The sequence below is a fragment of the Candidatus Puniceispirillum marinum IMCC1322 genome (assembly GCF_000024465.1).
GTDB lineage: Bacteria > Pseudomonadota > Alphaproteobacteria > Puniceispirillales > Puniceispirillaceae > Puniceispirillum > Puniceispirillum marinum.
The window spans coordinates 2,364,866-2,382,883 of record NC_014010.1 but is presented as its reverse complement, the minus strand read 5'-3'; the positions used below and the strand labels follow the sequence as shown (position 1 = coordinate 2,382,883).

17 protein-coding genes are annotated in these 18,018 nt (G+C 50.6%); 4 read left to right on the top strand and 13 right to left on the bottom strand.

Annotation, left to right across the window (positions count from 1 at the left end):
• Positions 1 to 27: 27 nt before the first annotated feature.
• Both ltaE and SAR116_RS11120 read right to left on the bottom strand, forming a co-directional pair.
• Complete coding sequence (gene ltaE, locus SAR116_RS11125) at positions 28 to 1,089, bottom strand: low-specificity L-threonine aldolase (protein ID WP_238531154.1); 1,062 nt, start codon at positions 1,087 to 1,089, stop codon at positions 28 to 30.
• 31 nt (positions 1,090 to 1,120) lie between these two features.
• Complete coding sequence (locus SAR116_RS11120) at positions 1,121 to 2,356, bottom strand: NAD(P)/FAD-dependent oxidoreductase (RefSeq protein WP_013047040.1); 1,236 nt, start codon at positions 2,354 to 2,356, stop codon at positions 1,121 to 1,123.
• A 220-nt stretch (positions 2,357 to 2,576) separates the two neighbouring features.
• Here SAR116_RS11120 and SAR116_RS11115 point away from each other — a divergent pair, with 220 nt between their 5' ends.
• A complete protein-coding gene (locus tag SAR116_RS11115) occupies positions 2,577 to 4,019 on the top strand; it encodes an aldehyde dehydrogenase family protein (protein WP_013047039.1) in 1,443 nt (480 codons plus the stop codon).
• Between the two features lie 20 nt (positions 4,020 to 4,039).
• Here the strand turns inward: SAR116_RS11115 and SAR116_RS11110 are convergent, their stop codons facing one another.
• The 6 genes from SAR116_RS11110 to SAR116_RS11085 all read right to left on the bottom strand — a co-directional run bounded on the left by SAR116_RS11110 (position 4,040) and on the right by SAR116_RS11085 (position 11,064).
• Positions 4,040 to 5,557 carry an aldehyde dehydrogenase gene (locus SAR116_RS11110; RefSeq protein ID WP_013047038.1) on the bottom strand — a complete coding sequence of 506 codons (1,518 nt, stop codon included), beginning with the start codon at positions 5,555 to 5,557 and terminating at the stop codon, positions 4,040 to 4,042.
• A complete protein-coding gene (locus SAR116_RS11105) occupies positions 5,554 to 6,468 on the bottom strand; it encodes a dihydrodipicolinate synthase family protein (RefSeq protein ID WP_013047037.1) in 915 nt (304 codons plus the stop codon). Before SAR116_RS11105 ends, SAR116_RS11110 begins: the two co-directional genes overlap by 4 nt.
• 23 nt (positions 6,469 to 6,491) lie before the next feature.
• Entirely contained in the window at positions 6,492 to 7,304 is an 813-nt protein-coding gene (locus SAR116_RS11100) for an HAD family hydrolase (protein WP_013047036.1), read from the bottom strand.
• Positions 7,305 to 7,382: 78 nt separating this feature from the next.
• Complete coding sequence (locus SAR116_RS11095; protein ID WP_013047035.1) at positions 7,383 to 8,180, bottom strand: FAD binding domain-containing protein; 798 nt, start codon at positions 8,178 to 8,180, stop codon at positions 7,383 to 7,385.
• Between the two features lie 14 nt (positions 8,181 to 8,194).
• Entirely contained in the window at positions 8,195 to 10,582 is a 2,388-nt protein-coding gene (locus SAR116_RS11090) for a xanthine dehydrogenase family protein molybdopterin-binding subunit (RefSeq protein ID WP_013047034.1), read from the bottom strand.
• An 11-nt stretch (positions 10,583 to 10,593) separates the two neighbouring features.
• Entirely contained in the window at positions 10,594 to 11,064 is a 471-nt protein-coding gene (locus SAR116_RS11085; RefSeq protein WP_013047033.1) for a (2Fe-2S)-binding protein, read from the bottom strand.
• A gap of 178 nt (positions 11,065 to 11,242) precedes the next feature.
• On the opposite strand from SAR116_RS11085, the gene SAR116_RS11080 reads away from it, so the two are divergent.
• Positions 11,243 to 12,061, top strand: a complete 819-nt coding sequence (locus SAR116_RS11080) for a phytanoyl-CoA dioxygenase family protein (RefSeq protein WP_013047032.1) — start codon at positions 11,243 to 11,245, stop codon at positions 12,059 to 12,061.
• 2 nt (positions 12,062 to 12,063) lie between these two features.
• Here SAR116_RS11080 and SAR116_RS11075 read toward each other — a convergent pair whose 3' ends face one another.
• Both SAR116_RS11075 and SAR116_RS11070 read right to left on the bottom strand, forming a co-directional pair.
• Positions 12,064 to 12,792 (bottom strand): 4-carboxy-4-hydroxy-2-oxoadipate aldolase/oxaloacetate decarboxylase, encoded by a 729-nt coding sequence (locus SAR116_RS11075; protein WP_013047031.1) that lies wholly within the window; start codon positions 12,790 to 12,792, stop codon positions 12,064 to 12,066.
• Between the two features lie 88 nt (positions 12,793 to 12,880).
• Positions 12,881 to 13,945, bottom strand: a complete 1,065-nt coding sequence (locus SAR116_RS11070) for a helix-turn-helix domain-containing protein (protein WP_013047030.1) — start codon at positions 13,943 to 13,945, stop codon at positions 12,881 to 12,883.
• Between the two features lie 179 nt (positions 13,946 to 14,124).
• Between SAR116_RS11070 and SAR116_RS11065 the strand changes: the two genes are divergently transcribed.
• Positions 14,125 to 15,117, top strand: a complete 993-nt coding sequence (locus tag SAR116_RS11065; RefSeq protein ID WP_013047029.1) for an alpha/beta hydrolase family protein — start codon at positions 14,125 to 14,127, stop codon at positions 15,115 to 15,117.
• Between the two features lie 15 nt (positions 15,118 to 15,132).
• Here the strand turns inward: SAR116_RS11065 and SAR116_RS11060 are convergent, their stop codons facing one another.
• A complete protein-coding gene (locus SAR116_RS11060) occupies positions 15,133 to 15,825 on the bottom strand; it encodes a nitroreductase family protein (protein WP_013047028.1) in 693 nt (230 codons plus the stop codon).
• A gap of 146 nt (positions 15,826 to 15,971) precedes the next feature.
• On the opposite strand from SAR116_RS11060, the gene SAR116_RS11055 reads away from it, so the two are divergent.
• On the top strand, positions 15,972 to 17,132 hold the full coding sequence (locus SAR116_RS11055; RefSeq protein WP_013047027.1) for an aminotransferase: 1,161 nt from the start codon (positions 15,972 to 15,974) through the stop codon (positions 17,130 to 17,132).
• A 6-nt stretch (positions 17,133 to 17,138) separates the two neighbouring features.
• Here the strand turns inward: SAR116_RS11055 and SAR116_RS11050 are convergent, their stop codons facing one another.
• Together SAR116_RS11050 and SAR116_RS11045 are read right to left on the bottom strand one after the other, a co-directional pair.
• Positions 17,139 to 17,459, bottom strand: a complete 321-nt coding sequence (locus SAR116_RS11050) for a hypothetical protein (RefSeq protein ID WP_013047026.1) — start codon at positions 17,457 to 17,459, stop codon at positions 17,139 to 17,141.
• Positions 17,460 to 17,496: 37 nt separating this feature from the next.
• On the bottom strand, positions 17,497 to 17,967 hold the full coding sequence (locus SAR116_RS11045; RefSeq protein WP_013047025.1) for an SRPBCC family protein: 471 nt from the start codon (positions 17,965 to 17,967) through the stop codon (positions 17,497 to 17,499).
• Between the last annotated feature and the right edge of the window lie 51 nt (positions 17,968 to 18,018).

Below are 18,018 nucleotides of genomic sequence, written 5' to 3'. Positions count from 1 at the left end.
TCCGTTTACGTCAAAACCATTACGTTTTTAGGCAAAAAATCCACGTAATTCGGTCACAAACTGGTCAATTTTTTCAGCGCTGACATCCAGATGCGTCACCAGACGGATACGGCTAGGATGGCCATTTATCAAAATGCCCTTATTCTGCAAATATGCAGGCAAGGATGCGGCAGCGTCATGCGCCATAGTCATAAAGACCATGTTGGTTTGCACAGCATCAACATTGACCGAAATCTGCGGGATCGTTGCCAGCTGTTCAGCCAGCCGCAGAGCGTTGGCATGGTCATCGGCAAGACGATCAACATGATGATCAAGCGCATAAAGCCCGGCAGCCGCCAGTAGGCCAGCCTGACGCAAGCCACCACCCACAAGTTTGCGCACGCGATAAGCACGACTGATCACTTCCCTTGAACCAGCAAGCACCGAGCCAACAGGCGCGCCAAGCCCTTTTGACAGGCATAATGATACGCTGTCGGCATGTTTGACAATATCACGCACCGGCACATCCAGCTTGACCGCCGCATTCATCAGGCGCGCGCCATCAAGATGCACAGCTAGCCCATGCGCTTTGCCACGTAACGCCAGCGCATCGATCACATCGACCGATTGCACATTGCCGGACACAGTGTTTTCCAGACATAGTAAAGAACTGATAGGACAATGCGGATCATCAGGCTTGACCGTCCGGTCGATATCGTCGCCATTCAATGCGCCAGTTTCGTCAGTAGGCATCGGTGCCATCATGATGCCGCCAAGCACAGACGCACCGCCAGCTTCGTCAATAAAGACGTGATAGTTTTCGCCAGTCAGTATTTCCTGACCACGCTGACAATGTGCCAGCATGGCGCATAGATTGGACTGGGTGCCGCTGGTCACAAACAGCGCGGCTTCCTTGCCCATAAGAGCTGCTACCTTGTCTTGAAGGTCATTGACGTTGGGATCGTCTCCATAGACATCATCGCCTACATCAGCCTTGGCCATCACCGCACGCATGGCCGCGGTTGGGCGGGTTACCGTGTCACTGCGAAAATCAACAAGCACGTCGCCTGTCGCCATTGTTGCACCTGCATATGTTCCCGCATTCGCCATTTAACCCGCCATCATTCTGAAATATTCTTCCTTAATGAGCCAATAGTGCCTTCAGGTCAAATGCCGGATCACCAATCTGATTCGGACTGGGTGATATATTGGCCTCAAGGCATTTCTTGCCAAGCATATAACCGGCCGGATCACGAACAGCCTCAACCGCCAGAAGCTGACTGCCACGATAGGTCCAGACCGATTTACCGCCTTCACGCTTGCCTGGTCGCGTCACATGTAACAGATCATCCGCACCAACAGGCACGATACCTGCCGATTGCAATTTGGCATCATATTGATCCGACCAGAACCACGGCGCCTGATCAGCTGGTGGCGGCATATCCAACAACCCCGCAACCGCACGTGCGGCGCTATCCTGAGCATTATGAACCGACTCAATACGCACTGCATGCCCATGTTGCAGAGCAACATCTCCAATGGCCAGAATATCCGGATTGCTGGTGCGCATCATCGCATCAACCAGAATGGCACCATTATCAGTAGCTTCGGTTTCAATATCGGCCATACGGGCAAGCTGACTATCTGGCGTAACGCCAATACCGACAACCAGCATATCGGCCGATAATGCATGCCCATCGATAAGGGTAACACCCGTAAACACGCCCTTATTATCAGTAATGCTGGCAATTGCCACACCCGTATGAATTGACACACCATGCGCATGATGCAAGTCACCTAAAAATGTGGCTACAGGCGGGCTGGCAACACGGGCAAGTAAACGATCAGCCGCTTCAACCACGCTGACATCTAGCCCGCGTTTGCGCAAAGATGCAGCCACCTCAAGCCCGATATAGCCGCCGCCAACAATAATGGCACTTGTGGCTGATTGAGCCGCCTTTCTAAGCGCCGTAGCGTCATCAGGCTGGCGCAACATGAACACATTAGCAAGTTCAGATGCCGGCGGAAGCACACGCGGCACGGCACCTGTTGCCAGCACCAATTTGTCAAAAGTGATTGTCATGCCATCTGCCAATGTCAGCAACTTGGTAACGGGATCAATAGCAATGACGTCAGCACCTGATGTCAGCGTTATTTTGTTGGTCGCATACCAATCTGCATTACGAATCATAAAGGCCGGATTAACACTGTCGGAATCTTCTAGCAAAAACGCCTTTGACAAGGGCGGACGTTCCATCGGGGTTCCCGCCTGACGATCAATAAGTGTTAAAGCGCCGTCAAAACCATTTGTGCGCATCGCATCAACAAAGCTGACGCCAGCGTGACTGGCACCAATGATAACGATATTTGACGTCATGAACTCATCTCACCTTCATATTGTATGAACTCTAGTCATGGCGATTATTGGATAAGGGTCAAGCCTAATATAGTGCCATAATATGATCTAGGATTTAAAAAACAGCTTTGGTAGATTGATATTGCACCTAAATAAAAATCCAATCTGGGGTTTGATGAGTATATCTTGAACTGGCCTATGAGCATATATCAAAAAAGAATATCCGACAGAGGATCATGTCATGCAGGATTTTTTCCAGAACTATGTTAACGGATCATGGATTGATGGTGGCGGGGGACGCCTGCCTGTAAGCAATCCCGGCACTGGCGAGCATCTGGCGGATGTAGCGCTTGCGGATGCGGCAGATATCGACCGCGCCGTTGCCGCGGCGCTGGCCTGCCACGAAAGTGGTGCACTATCCGATTTACGTCCTGTTGAGCGTAGCCGTATGGTACGCAAGATGGGGCAATTCATGCTCGATAATTGCGCCGAGATAGCCGAATTGCTGTGCCTTGAATCAGGTAAACCTTACTGGGAAGCCGTTATTGAAATTAAAGGGACAGCCCGGTATTTCGAATATTACGGCAATCAGGCTGAAACGGTTGAAGGGCGGTCAATCCCGCTTGGCGCAAATTATCTTGATTATACAATCTATGAACCGATTGGCGTCAGTGCCCAGATCATTCCGTGGAATTACCCGATTGAAATGACCGCACGCGGTATTGCGGTGGCTTTGGCCACTGGCAATACATGCGTTGTCAAAACACCCGAACTTGATCCATTATCAACCAGCTGGCTGGCACGAGCAGGCGAAGCCGCTGGCCTGCCACGCGGGGCTTTGAACATTCTATGCGGCTATGGGCATGAAGCAGGCGCCGCCCTGTCCGGCCATCCTGACATCGGCAATGTTGTGTTCACCGGTTCGGTCGCAACCGGTATCAAAGTAGCGGTAGCTGCCGCACAGAATGTGGTGCCAGCGATTCTGGAGCTTGGAGGTAAATCAGCGGCGATCGTGATGCCAGATGCCGACCTGGATCAGGTGATGGAATCGATGCGCTGGGGTATTTTCTTTAATGCCGGACAGGTCTGTTCGGCCATGTCGCGCGTGATCGCGCATCCTGATGTGCATGATGAAATTGTCGAACGTGCTGTTAGCCTTGCCGAAAGCCTGTCAGTTGGCCCCGGTATAGAACGAACTACCTTTGGGGCTAATATGGGTGCAATGGTATCTGACAATCAACGTGACCGCGCCGAAAACCTATGCAAACAAGCGGCTAGCGAAGGCGCACGGATTGTCACTGGGGGGCATCGCCTGAACCAGCCTGGATCATTTCTAGCACCGACAATCATTACTGATGTATCGCCCGACATGCAGATCGCAGGAACCGAAGTTTTTGGTCCGGTTCTATCGGTCATGAAAGCCGATGATGAAGCCGAAGCTATCACGATTGCCAATAGCACCGAATTTGGACTTGTTGGTGGCATTTTTACCAGTGATATTGACGCCGCCCACCGTGCCGCCCGCAAAATCAAGGCAGGCCAGATTTTTGTAAATGAATGGTTTGCAGGGGGTGTCGAAACACCCTTTGGCGGCTATGGCAAATCGGGCTATGGACGCGAGAAAGGCCGCGAAGCCTTGCTCAATTATGTGCAGACCAAAAATATTGCTTATCGGACACGCTAGCCCGGGTTGTACCCAAGCAACTAGTTGACCGCGTCACTAGCCGCCCGGTCAGTCAGGTCAATCCAGATGGTTTTGACCTCGCAATATTGATCATGTGCATGAATGCCGTTATCACGTCCGCCAAAGCCAGATTGCTTATAGCCGCCAAACGGGGTTGTGGCATCACCTTCGCCATAGCAATTGACGGTAACAGTACCGGCACGAATGGCGCGCGCCGCGCGCATCGCCTGTTTGACATTGGTCGTATAGACCGAAGCGGCAAGACCATAGTCAGTGTCATTGGCAAGGGCAATCGCCTCGTCGATGGATGTGACGGTCATAACCCCAAGAACAGGCCCAAAGATTTCCTCTTTAGCCAGCCGGCTTGCCGACGTTACCTGATCAAAAATCGTCGGCTCGACATAGCCATCCGCCGCTTTGCCACCACATAGGGTAACAATATTGTTACCATTTTCACTGGTATCGAGATAGCTGGCGACTTTACCAAAATGTTCGGAATCAATCATACATCCAAGATGATTCTTCGGATCAAGCGGGTCGCCCATATGCCATTCTTTGGCATGTGCCAGAATATGCCGCATCAGATCATCCTTGATAGCCTCATGCACAATCAGACGCGATGTGGCAGAACAGTTTTCACCCATATTCCAGAATGCCCCATTGACCACATGCTCAGCGACCAGATCAAGGTCTTCGGCATCATCCATGACAATCGCCGGATTTTTACCACCGCATTCCAGCACGATTTTTTTCAGATTGGACTCAGCGGCATATTTGAGAAACAAACGTCCGGTCTCGGTTGAGCCGGTAAAGGATACCATATCCACATCCGGATGTAGCCCCAGAGGCGCGCCTGTCTTTGGCCCATCCCCCGTAATCACATTCAGAACACCACGTGGCACACCAGCTTCCATTGCCAATTCAGCGATACGCAAAGCAGTCAATGATGTCTGTTCAGCGGGTTTGACAATGACCGAACACCCTGCCGCCAAAGCGGGGGCAATTTTCCACGCCATCATCAATAGGGGGAAATTCCATGGCAATACAGCACCAACAACACCAATCGGTTCACGCACAATCATACCCATGGCATCTTCGCCAGCTGGTGCGGTCTGGTCATATAATTTATCAACCGCTTCGGCATGCCAGATGATGGTATTGATCGTTTCAGGCAGATCAATGGTCGCACAATCACGGATTGGCTTGCCGGAATCAACTGACTCCATAACCGCCAGTTCATGCCGGTTGCGCTTTATCAGCTTGGCCAGCTTTATCAGCACATCTTTACGCGCCGATGGATGTAAACAGCGCCAACGCCCATCATCAAAAGCCATGCGGGCTTTTTCAACAGCGTAATCAACATCTGCGGCATCGCACGCAGCGACCTTGGCCAGTCGCTTGCCGGTTGCCGGATTGATGCTGTCAAAGGTGGCACCAGATTGTGCCGCACGAAAACTGCCATCAACAAAGCTGGTAGATGCAGGCGTCAGGCCCTCGGCAAGTGCCTTATATTCATCATGCGTCAAAAGATCACTCATTTTCCGGCCTCTCCAGCGTTTAGTTCATTTATCGTTTTGTTCATTACCGCAATCACTTCGGCAAGGCTGCGTTTTTCATCCTTGTTCAGACTTCGAAGCGGGCTTCGTGGGGGCCCTGACGGCAAGCCGCGCAAGGTCGCACCATATTTGATACATTGCAGAAATTTACCGCCTTGTTCCAGAGTGGCCATAAGCGGTAACATCGCCGACATGATCTTTCGGCCAAGCGCAAAGTCACCATCAACAACGCAGGTCTTCCATAGAGCAATATGTGCTTCAGGAGCAAAATTTGATCCCGCACAGACCCAGCTTTCGGCACCCCATGCAAAAAACTCAAGCGCCTGATCATCCATGCCACAGCTAAGCTGAATATGGGCATAATCGCGTGCCAGTTGATGCACACGGTTAATATCGCCCGAGCTTTCCTTTATCACACGGAAATTCTGGCTTCGGCCTACGCGGTCTAGATATTCATCACTCATCTCGGCGGCCATTCGTCCAGGATAATTATACAGCATAATGGGCATATCAACCGCGCGATCAATGCGTAACGCATGAATGGCATTTTCACGCGGCGTTGGCTGGGCATAAGGCGGTGTCGTGATCAGTATGGCGTCATAGCCGCTGGCTTTGGCTATCATCGCCAAGGCAATCGAATCTTCGGTACGAATGGCCCCAGTACCGCCAATAAGTGGCACCCGCCCCGCCACCACATCAGTCGCACGCTTTAAAGCTGTTTCGCGCTCTTCGGTCGAATGGGCATAATATTCACCCGTTGTGCCGCCAATGATAATACCATCAACACCTGTCTCAATGAGAAATTCAAGCACCTTGTCAAACCCATCCCAATCGATGCTTTCATCATCATGAAGCGGGGTGATGGCTGGGGTATATATACCACGAAACTTCATTTTACGTCCTTTAGCTGTCACATTTATCTTGGCAAGTTTTCAATCAAGCTGGGCAAAGCCCCAAGACTCGGGATCACCAAGTCTGGATCAATAGCCCTATCTGGGCGATAGCTGATATCATCAGCAACGCAGATAAAATTCTGTACCCGGGCATTTATCGCCACACCATAATCGGCGATCGTATCTCCCACCATGATTGTCTGATCCGGCATTACGCCATGCGAGTCACATATATGCAACAACCCATGCGGGGCTGGCTTGCCACCAAAGCCACTATCAGCCCCTATGATTGTTGCAAATAAATGGTCAATTTCAAGATCTTTGAGATTCTGCAATGCCGAGACTGCATTATCATTGGTCAGTAAGGCCAGAATATAGCCCGCATTCGACAGCATCGTCAGCGGTGTTTTCACATCACCTTTGGCAACACTGCGCCCCCGCACCAGCTCGATCACCAGCTCGTTAACCCTGGCATTGTATGATGTGTCGGTCAGCAGATCGATCATATTATCAGGTAGCAAGGTCTGCCATGCCTGACAAATATCGGTAAAGGTGCCAGCCGCAAACAGACCGTGATGATCAATATTACCCGCAGCATCAACGCCAATATGCGCCAGCAAATCATCCAGCCCAACAGCGGGTGTGGCCTGAACCGCGGTGGTATGATCCGGAATAATAGAGATCGTATATTCGGCAACCGCATAGACCACGGGAAACCACGTTGCGGCCAGATCAAGAATGACGCCATCCTTGTCAAATATGATCAGCTTTATTGGTTTTGATCCGGCGGGAGGCAATCCGGGCAGTTCGGTATTCATATAGTTTACTCTCATCATCGGTGATGCACATGATTAAGAGCCGACGCTGGCAGATTCCGGCGCATCTGCCAACCTGATTTTTAAACTATCCAAGACTTAGACACAATTTGTCACCGCACGGCGTGTCATCACCCCTATCAGATGCGCCCGGTAATCTGCCGCCGCGTGTATATCGGACATCAATATATCAGGATTGGCCACCACCCGTTCCAGTGCCGCACTGGTAAAGTCTTGCGCCAAGGCGCGTTCGGCGTCTTCCCATCTAAAGACACCACCAGCACCAGCACCCGTCACGGCAACACGGATATCATTATCATCAAAGCGCGCGACGAAAACACCAACCAGCGCATAACGCGATGCGGGATTATTGTATTTTACATAAGCAGCCGCTTGAGGGCGGGGGAAACTAATGCTGGTGATGATTTCATCTTCTTTCAAAGCGGTTTCAAACAAGCCGACAAAAAATTTATGGGCTTCGATATCGCGCTGATGCGTATGAATCGTCGCGCCGAGTGCCAAGGCCGCTGCAGGATAGCATGCCGCCGGGTCATTATTTGCCAATGAGCCCCCAATTGTCCCACGAAAGCGCACCTGCCGGTCACCAATGCCACCTGCCAGTATGGCCAATGCCGGAATCATATCTGCAACAGACTCGGATGACGCAACCTCTGCATGGTTTGTCATTGCGCCAATCTCGATAATATCTGCCTTAATATTGATGTCTGACAGGCCACATTGAGCCAGATCAATCAACATATCAGGTGCCGCCAGCCGTGCTTTCAATGTCGGGATAAGGGTCATGCCGCCAGCCAGAAATTTTCCGTCGGACGCCTGTTTCATTGCCTTGACAGCCTCTGCTGTCTTTGCGGGATTTATATAGGATGTTGCATACATCGTTGCCTCCTCGCCTATTCTGCGGCTTTGAGATTTGTTGACTGAGTCGCCCGCCAGACCGTCTCAGGGGTGGCTGGCATGCTGATATCCTTGACGCCAAGATCATAAAGCGCATCAACAACCGCATTAATCACCGCGGGCGGTGACCCGATCGCCCCTACTTCGCCGCATCCCTTTACGCCAAGCGAATTATGCGTACATAAGGTGGTTTCGGTGGCGACCTGAAAATCAGGTAGATGATCGGCGCGCGGCATCGTGTAATCCATATAGGAACCGCTTAAAAGCTGGCCATCATCGTCATAAACGCAGGCTTCATAAAGCGCCTGACCAATGCCTTGTGCCAGACCGCCATGTACCTGACCTTCGACAATCATCGGGTTGATCACACGGCCAACATCATCAACCGCCGTCATATTCACAACAGTGGTTTCGCCGGTGGCCGGATCAATTTCAATTTCGCAAATATGACAACCACCCGGATAGGTGAAATTTTTGGGATCATAAAAGGCCTTTTCATCCAACCCCGGCTCAAGCTCGTCATGTGGGAAATTATGGGGCACATAGGCAGCCAGGGCAATATCGCCAAAGGTCAGGCTAGCATTGGTTTTGCGCCCTGTGAATACCCCCTTGTCAAAATCAACATCATCAACATCTTCTTCGAGAATATGGGCGGCAATCCGCGTGGCTTTGACCCTGATCTTGTCGATGGCGCTCATGATCGCTTCGCCGCCAACCGCCAGTGACCGTGATCCATAGGTGCCCATGCCAAAGGGAATATTCGCGGTGTCCCCATGGCTTATTTCAATTGCATCCAATGGCAAACCCAGCGATTCCGATACCAATTGCGCAAAGGTAGTTTCATGCCCCTGACCATGACTGTGCGATCCGGTAAAGACCGTCACCGAACCGGTAGGATGGACGCGCACCTCGGCACATTCGAACAGGCCTGCCCGTGCGCCCAGCGAACCAACCACCGCCGATGGCGCAATGCCGCAGGCTTCCAGATAGGTCGAATATCCAAGCCCGCGTAATTTACCCTGTTCGCTTGCCGCCTTGCGGCGTGCCGGAAATCCCGCCACGTCAGCCAGTTCCATGGCATGTTGCAAGGTGGCTTCATAATCTCCCGAATCATATTGCAAAGCGACAGGTGTCTGATAGGGAAAAGCATCGGCAGGAATAAAATTACGGCGCCGGATTTCGGCTTGATCAATACCCATTTCACGCGCCGCCTTATCGACAATACGCTCGAGTAGATAGGTTGCTTCGGGGCGACCAGCACCACGATAGGCATCAACCGGAACCGTATTGGTAAAGACCGCCTTTACATTACAATAAATCAAGGGGGTTGTATAAACACCAGCCAGCAAGGTGGCGTAAAGATAAGTCGGTACACATGATGCAAATGTTGATAAATATGCCCCCATATTGGCAATCGTATTGACCTTTAATGCAGTAAATTTTCCTGTTTTATCCATGCCAAGTTTGGCCAGCGACAGATGATCGCGGCCATGCGCATCAGACATAAAGGCTTCGCTACGGTCAGATGTCCATTTGACGGGGCGCTGGATTTTATGCGACGCCCATGTGACGATCGCCTCTTCAGCGTAATGAAAAATTTTCGATCCGAAACCGCCACCAACATCCGGCGCAATGACGCGTAATTTATGTTCGGGTATCGATAAAACGAACGCCCCCATCAATAATCGGATCACATGCGGATTCTGGCTGGTGGTGTAAAGCGTATAATGATCAGTCGCCTTGTCATAATCACCGATGGCCACACGTGGTTCCATCGCATTGGGGATCAGGCGGTTATTGCGGATTTCAAGCTCGGTAACATAATAGGATTTAGCCAGCGCGGCATCGATTTCTGCCTCATCGCCAATCTCCCAATCATAACAGATATTGGTGCCAAAATCGGGATGTACCAAAGCACCGCCCTTGTCATCAGCATGAGCCGCGGCCATCAGATCAACCGCTGTGGGAAGCGGGCTATAGTCAACCTCAATCAGTTCGGCAGCATCCCTTGCCGCGTTCAGATTGTCGGCAATGACCACCGCAATCTGATCGCCAACATAGCGAACAACACCTTTGGCAAGCGGTGGATGTTCTGGCTCGCGCATCGGCGTGCCATCTTTTGAGTCAACCTGCCAGCCGCAGGGAATCGAACCCACTTGCATATCTTCACCCGTAAAGATTGCCACAACGCCAGCCGCCTTTTTGGCCTTGTCGGTTTTAACAGTGATTTTGGCATGTGCCTCGCGTGCGCGCAGGATATAGGCATAGGTCTGATTTGGTCGGTTGATATCGTCAGTATAATTACCCTGTCCGGTGAGGAAACGATAATCCTCCTTACGCTTGACCGAGACGCCGATACCTGTTGCTTCTGTTCCATCTGGCATGTCTATCTCCTCTAGCGCGCGGCCATCTCTTTGGCGGCGGCGTCAATCGCTTTGACAATGTTGTGATAACCTGTACAGCGGCAGATATTGCCATCCATATAGGCGCGGATGTCGGCCTTGCTTGGCGCGGGATGATGGCGCAGAAGATCGATCGCACTCATCACCATCCCCGCCGTGCAAAACCCACATTGCAGACCATGATGTTCGCGGAAAGCCGCCTGCATCGGATGCAGATCATCGCCATCGGCAATGCCTTCAATCGTTGTGATATCGGCACCATCTGCCTGTAATGTCAGCATCGAGCATGATTTTACCGATTGACCGTTAATATGCACAACACAGGTGCCGCACTGGCTGGTATCGCAACCGATATGTGTGCCTGTCAGGCCGCAATCTTCGCGTAAAAAGGTTGATAAAAGGCTGTTTTCGTCAACCTCACATTCCATCGGCGTGCCATTGAGGTTAAGTGAAACTTGTGCCATTTCCCCCTCCAAAATAATGGTCTATACATAAAGGCTGGAACAAATAGAGCAATTTGTAAATCGGGTGCTAATTTTAGGCTAAATAGTTGAATTTAATTGAATTACTAATTTAGAATATTGATAGAATCACGTGTAGCTTGTCGTATTAACATAACCAACCAAACAACGGACGTTAAAGATGCATAATATCAGCCAAGACCAGATTGATGCTTTTGCCCGCGATGGTGCGGTCTGTCTGCCCGGCCTATTTGCTGACTGGGTTGATGTGATTAAAGATGGCATTGCGACCAATATGGAAAATCCAGGCCCCTATGCGGCGGAAAATCTGCAAGCTGGCGAAGCTGGGCGCTTTTTCGACGATTATTGCAACTGGCAACGGATACCCGCCTTTGCCGAAATCATGGCTTCATCACCTGCACCAGCCGTGGCGGCGGCATTGATGCAATCGCACCATGCCCAGTTCTTTCATGACCATGTTCTGGTCAAAGAGCCCGGCACCAGCAAACCAACACCATGGCATCAGGACGCGCCTTATTACTTTGTTGAAGGCACCCAGACAGTAAGCTTCTGGATTCCGGTTGATCCGGTCGATGATGCCAGCCTGCGGGTGATCGCCGGATCGCATAAATGGGATAAGATGGTATTGCCCGTACGCTGGCTGGCCGAAAATAATTTTTATGAAGATAGTTTTTATGCTGGGGATGATGATTTTCTGCCTGTACCTGACCCCGATGCCGAACCGGACAAATTCCCGACGCTTGAATGGACGATGCAACCTGGTGATGCGGTGGCTTTCGATTTTCGTGCTGTTCATGGTGCACGCGGCAATATGGCAACAACACGGCGGCGGGCTCTATCCTTGCGCTATGTTGGCGATGATGCGCGCTATGTGACAAGACCCGGCCCTACATCACCCCCCTTTCCGGGGCATGACATGCAGGATGGCGCACAGTTGCGCCATGACTGGTTTCCGGTGGTCTGGCCGAACAACGCTTAACGCTAACTTCGGTTCCGGCAATCAATGCCGTTAAAGCTACCCAGCGTTTCCAGATCATCAACATATTCAAGACCCGCTTCGGCAAGACGTGGCCGCATATTATAGAGATCAAGGCCAAGCTCACCCGCCTGTAAGCGGACACGTTTGTCTTCCTCGGCGTCAAGGCGTGCCTGGGTCTTGGCCATCACGTCTTCAGCCTCGGCGCGCGCCACCACAACCACCCCGTCATCATCGGCGGCTATCACATCACCCGGGAAAATTAGCTGGCCAGCGCACACCACCGGCACGTTAACCGCGCCAAGCGTATTCTTTACCGTGCCTTGTGATGAAATGGCACGCGACCATACCGGAAAATTCATCGCCTGAAGATCAGCCACATCACGGACGCCCGCATCAATCACCAGCCCTTTGACGCCACGCATCTGTGCCGAAGTTGCCAGCAAATCGCCAAAATAGCCATCGGTGCAAGCCGTCGTACAGGCCACCACCAGAATATCACCTGGCTGGCATAATTCGATCGCCACATGCAGCATCCAGTTATCACCCGGTTGTGCAAGAACCGTCACCGCCGTGCCGCCAATACGCGCGCCCGGATAAATCGGACGCATATAGGGTTTTAGCAATCCGGTTCGCCCCTGGGCTTCATGCACGGTTGAAGCGCCTGCGGCACCTAGCCGTGTGGCCAGATCGGCATCTGCACGTTTGATATGTTTTACCGCCACTGTTTTCATGATTTATCTCCGGACACCAGATTATGAAAGATCGTTTGCATATACCCTATCGCCGTTTCCCCAGACCGACAATGCTGATCCGAACCAGCTATTCGGTAAGATCGTCGGATCGGGCTTTCACTCGGAACTCGGCTGGACTCAATCCATGAATACGTTTGAATTCACGGTAGAAGTTTGATTTGGTCAAAAAACCCGAACGTTCCATCACCGACAGAATGGTACTTTCATCTTGTTTTAATTCGTCTACCGCATGACGAATACGAAATCCGTTCACATACTGAGAAATATTTTGTCCTTCAACCCGATTAACCGCATTTGACAACTGATGCGCTGACACATGAAGACGTCGTGCCAACCTTCCCAAAGTTAATTCAGGGTCACGATAAATTTTTGAAGCCGTTAGAAACTCGTCTGCTCTTTTAACCAGATCACGATCAATATCTGACACCGGCAAAAGGTTTTTCTTGTTAACTGCAAGCCAATTTTCTCTAAACTTATAGGGCGGCAAGATAATAAGACCGTATAAAAGTAAGTTGGTAAAAAGAACAATCGCAGATAACCATTTTCTTGCTATTTGTCCTTCTTCGTTAGCAATGTAAAAGGACACCGCGCTATCTGTAATCAGCATAAATATTAGCAGAATGGCGGTACCAATGCCCCATTTGCGTATTGCATAAAATCGAGACAAGGGCATGTCGACAAATTCATCGCCACCATAGCCAAACAATCTTACCAAAAATCCCGAATAAATTGCATAGGACACTGCAATTGCTACATCAACAAAGGGCATAATGTGGCTGTCAAAAGCGAAAATGATCATAAATATTGCGGCGCTACCAAAATGTCTGAAGATCATCGTTTTTGGAATGGCACCTGGCTTTGCAAAACTATAGAACCCGAAATATATAATCGGGCCTATGGTAAAAGGCAGAATGCGCTGCAGCCACCTGAAGTCATCAATACCATATCCAAATCTGATACCTGCTAGAAATGATAGGCTAGCAAATATAAGAAATAAAACAGTGAATAACGACTTGCTTGTCTTATCATTGAAAATCTCCTGATCCAATCCGCAGATACGCACAGCTATTCCCAGACAAAGCAATACAGACATAAATGGGATAGGTGCAGATATTACCATCACGTCAGTCATCGGTATTTCCTTTCAATGTATTGTCCTAGAACGTCATCTAGGACAGTGCACATATTGTTAAGTCACATTAACGACCCCAAACTAACAATCAGAACAACCAGTAAGGATTTGTGGCAATGCTAAATCCAAATTTTGCAACCACGGGTACAAGCTCTGCCCTTTTATAAAGGAAACATGCAATGAAACTGACATTATTTTTCTTTGCTTTGTCGCTGTGGGCTAGCATATCAGGTGCCGTAGCCGCAGGCTTTCAAAGCCTCGAACATAATCACCTTAAAATTGGTGTGTGGTATCCATCAGATATGGAGGAGACTGACGAACGACTAGGTCCTTTTGATGTAAAATTTGCGTTTGATGCACCGCTTAGACATGGCCATTACCAAGTCATTTTGATGTCACATGGCAATAGTGGCAGATTCCGCAACCATCATTTGACAGCAAAAGCACTGGCTGATGCTGGTTTCATTGTGATAGCCCCCGAACATGCAGCAGACCACCTAGTTGGCACCTCAAAAACATTTAAGGCTTTGCACTGGCGTACTGTTGAACTCAATCACGCGCTTGAGATGGTTTTGCAAATTGATATGTTTCGGAATGCTATTGACCTGTCGCGCATTCATGCGCTGGGATATTCGCTTGGAACCGTTACCATATTATCTTCTGCTGGTGCCGGTATCGACAAATCAATAGTCGACGTCCATTGTCAGAAGCATGATGATCCAAATTTCTGCGACGAACCAGATTTCATCACACGATGGTCGATCAAATGGAAACGCGGTGTAAAAACACCATCTTTAGAACGGGAAGTTCCATCAAAATTTTGGTCAAAACCTTCGATAAATGGGAAGGTAGCGTTAATCGCACCGATTGGCCAAGGCATAGTGATTGAGGACAATATGCTCAGTGCTGAGCACGTTTTTATCGCAGGGTATGTCGACGACAAGATCAATGTGCCACATTTTCATGCAGAACCACTTAGCAAGATCATCCCAAAAGACAAGCTTTTTGATTTTTCTATTCGCGAAGGGCATCACTCTGCCTTTATTGCGCCTTTTGCGAAACGCGTGACAGATATAGAGCATATTACGGCGGCAATTGATCCACCTGGATTTGATCGTATGGCATCTCTGAAAATGCTTAATGATGATCTTGTCAGATACTTTCAGAATTAGCCTGCGATAATCAAGCTATTCAAAGCAGGTCATAATGTCAGCAAGCGGTTTCTTAATTTTGGCAACGGCGGGAATGCTGGCATCATCTGCCGCATGTCCCACAGCCAGAATCATCATCGCCTTGTTCGAAGCTGGACGGTTGCATATCTCACCAAGAAATCCCATCGGGTTGGGCGTATGCGTCAGACAGGACAGCCCCGCCATATGCAGTGCCGCAATCAGAAACCCCGACGCAATTCCAACACTTTCCGGGACATAGTAATTTTTATAGCGTGTGCCATCGTCAAACTGGCCATAGCGTTCGCCAAAAATGACTATCAGCCATGGGGCGATTTCCAGATGCGGCTTATCCGGTCCGGTGCCGATAGGTTCCAGCGCTTTGATCCATTCATCATGGCTGGTGCTAGCGTAGAATTTTGCCTCTTCGGCTTCGGCGGCGGCACGGATTTTGGCCTTTATAGACGGGCTGGCAATGGCCGCAAAATGCCATGGTTGATGATTGGCACCGCTAGGGGCGCGTCCGGCGGTGCGGATGCAATCTTCGATGATCGCTTTTGGCACTGGGCGCGATGAAAAATCTCGCACGGTATGGCGGGTTGCCATGGTGTCGCGAAACGCCTGAGCCGCGGCGGCCATTTGCCCATCATCTCGCGGTTCCCGATGCGGCAATGGCGCGGCAACATAAGTTAGATTTTCACGGATAAACATTTGACCCTCACACGGCAAGTTCATGATGCGGTTTTATAGTCGATTTGCATCTTTATCGCTGTAGTCTAGTCTGCCGTGCTTTTGAAGCCGCTTCAACTCTGTTACGTTAGATCGTTCTGTTTTACTATCGCCCCATGGGTGCACCCATGTTCAATCCCGCAATTAAAGCGCTCAATGCCCCGCCTGTATCTACCGTTCTTGACTGGAAGGCTTCATATGATGGCCGCCATGGCGAGATGATCGATATGAGTCAAGCGGTGCCTGGCTATCCCGCGCATCCCGACATGCTGAACGCGCTAGCTAACGCCGCTGCATCAGCCGATAATGCCCGCTATGGCCGTGTTGAAGGCGATGATAATTTACGCGCTGCCTATGCCGAACATTTGCGCATGCTTTACAGTGCCAATATCGAGCCAGAACACACACATATTACATCCGGATGTAATCAGGCCTTTGTCGCCGCCGCCTTGGCCGTTGCCGGACGTGGCGAAAGCATATTGATGACGCGCCCCTGCTATTTCAAGCATGAATCATCACTTGGGATGCTGGGTATTTCGGTGGGCTATGTCGATTGCCATGATGATAATGGCTTGTTGCCAAGCTGTGCGGATATCAGCGCCGCGATCACCCCGGAGGTGCGTGCGATCGCGTTAGTCAGCCCCAACAATCCAGCTGGGACAATCTATCCGGCTGATTTACTGACCGAGATTCTGGCACTATGCAAGGCAAAGGGGATCTGGCTTATTCTGGATGAAACCTATCGTGACTTTCTGCCGCTTGAAGCCGGCGCGCCGCATGACCTGTTTGCCGCCGATGGCTGGCAGGATCATCTGATACAGCTTTACAGTTTTTCCAAATCCTACTGTATGCCCGGACATCGGCTGGGGGCAGTAACATCAGGAACAGGAATGATTTTCCAGCTGGCCAAAATTATCGACAACATCCAGATTTGCGCCCCGCGCGCACCGCAACAGGCCATCACACCAATGCTGGCACATCTGGCATCGTGGCGCGACGAAAACCGCGCCCGCATTGCCGCACGCGCCTCAGTTTTCAGCGACGTTATTAATCAGCTAAACGGCTGGGAACTTATCAGCACCGGCGCCTATTTTGGCTATGTCCGTCATCCGTTTGACGGTATCGGGTCACGCGATGTGGCACAGCGCATGGCGCGCGATGCTGGCGTGCTGACGATTCCGGGTGCCTTTTTTGGTGATGGGCAGGAACAGTATCTGCGCTTTGCCTTTGCCAATGCCGACCGAGAGGTGATCGGACATCTGGGAGACCGGCTAGGTTTGTTGACATAAAGGCGTTTAGAAATCCATATTATGCGTTTCAGCAACTTCAATTGACCCATGCCCTTGCGTCACCATTGGGCAGCCTGCGGCCATCGCCAGTGCCGCATTCATATCATCAGCCGCGACCAGCGAATATCCAGATACCGGATTAGCACCACCATTATCGACAACGCCGTCGATGCTGACGGTGCTGGACATACCAACCGGATTACCGGGATCAACCAGCGCGTCACCCAAACCATCCATCCAGTCACGCCAGCGTTGCATTTCTGCTGCGATTTCGACCTCGGTTTCGGGCATCTTGCCCCCATGATAGGCAAACAAAAATTTTGGCATTGTCGTCTCCTTGATTTGTTAGTTGCCTGATAGGTCGCTATGCGCGATCAGACAGATGTTCCAGTTTGACCAGTGACGAAGACCAGCCGCCTTTATGAAGCCGCCTAGACTCATTGGTTGGCAGGTTCATGTGCGTCAATGTAAAACGCGTATCGCTGGTAGCGGCTGCGCCTACCGCTGAAATATCAAAACGCACGATGCTTTCATGCCCGCGTATATCTTCTTCGTCATGCCATCCCCAGCTAAAGGTCACCGAATGCGGCGGGTCAATGGCCAGCACCTCGCCAGATACCTTATGCGTTGAGCTGTCGCCATTAACCATTACCGAAAACCATGCGCCAGGTTGCGACAGATCAAGATTATGTTCACCAATATGAACATCTTCAGGCCCCCACCATGTCAGCAGGTGCCGCGTTTGCGTTACCAAACCGAATATTGTTTCGGGTGGTGCCGGAAAACAGCGCTCAATAACAAGATCTTCAATTCGGGACAGCGTATCTTTTGCCATGCTTTACATCCCGCTCTGATAAAGTGGCATAGCTTCAAGAAGACATAAGCC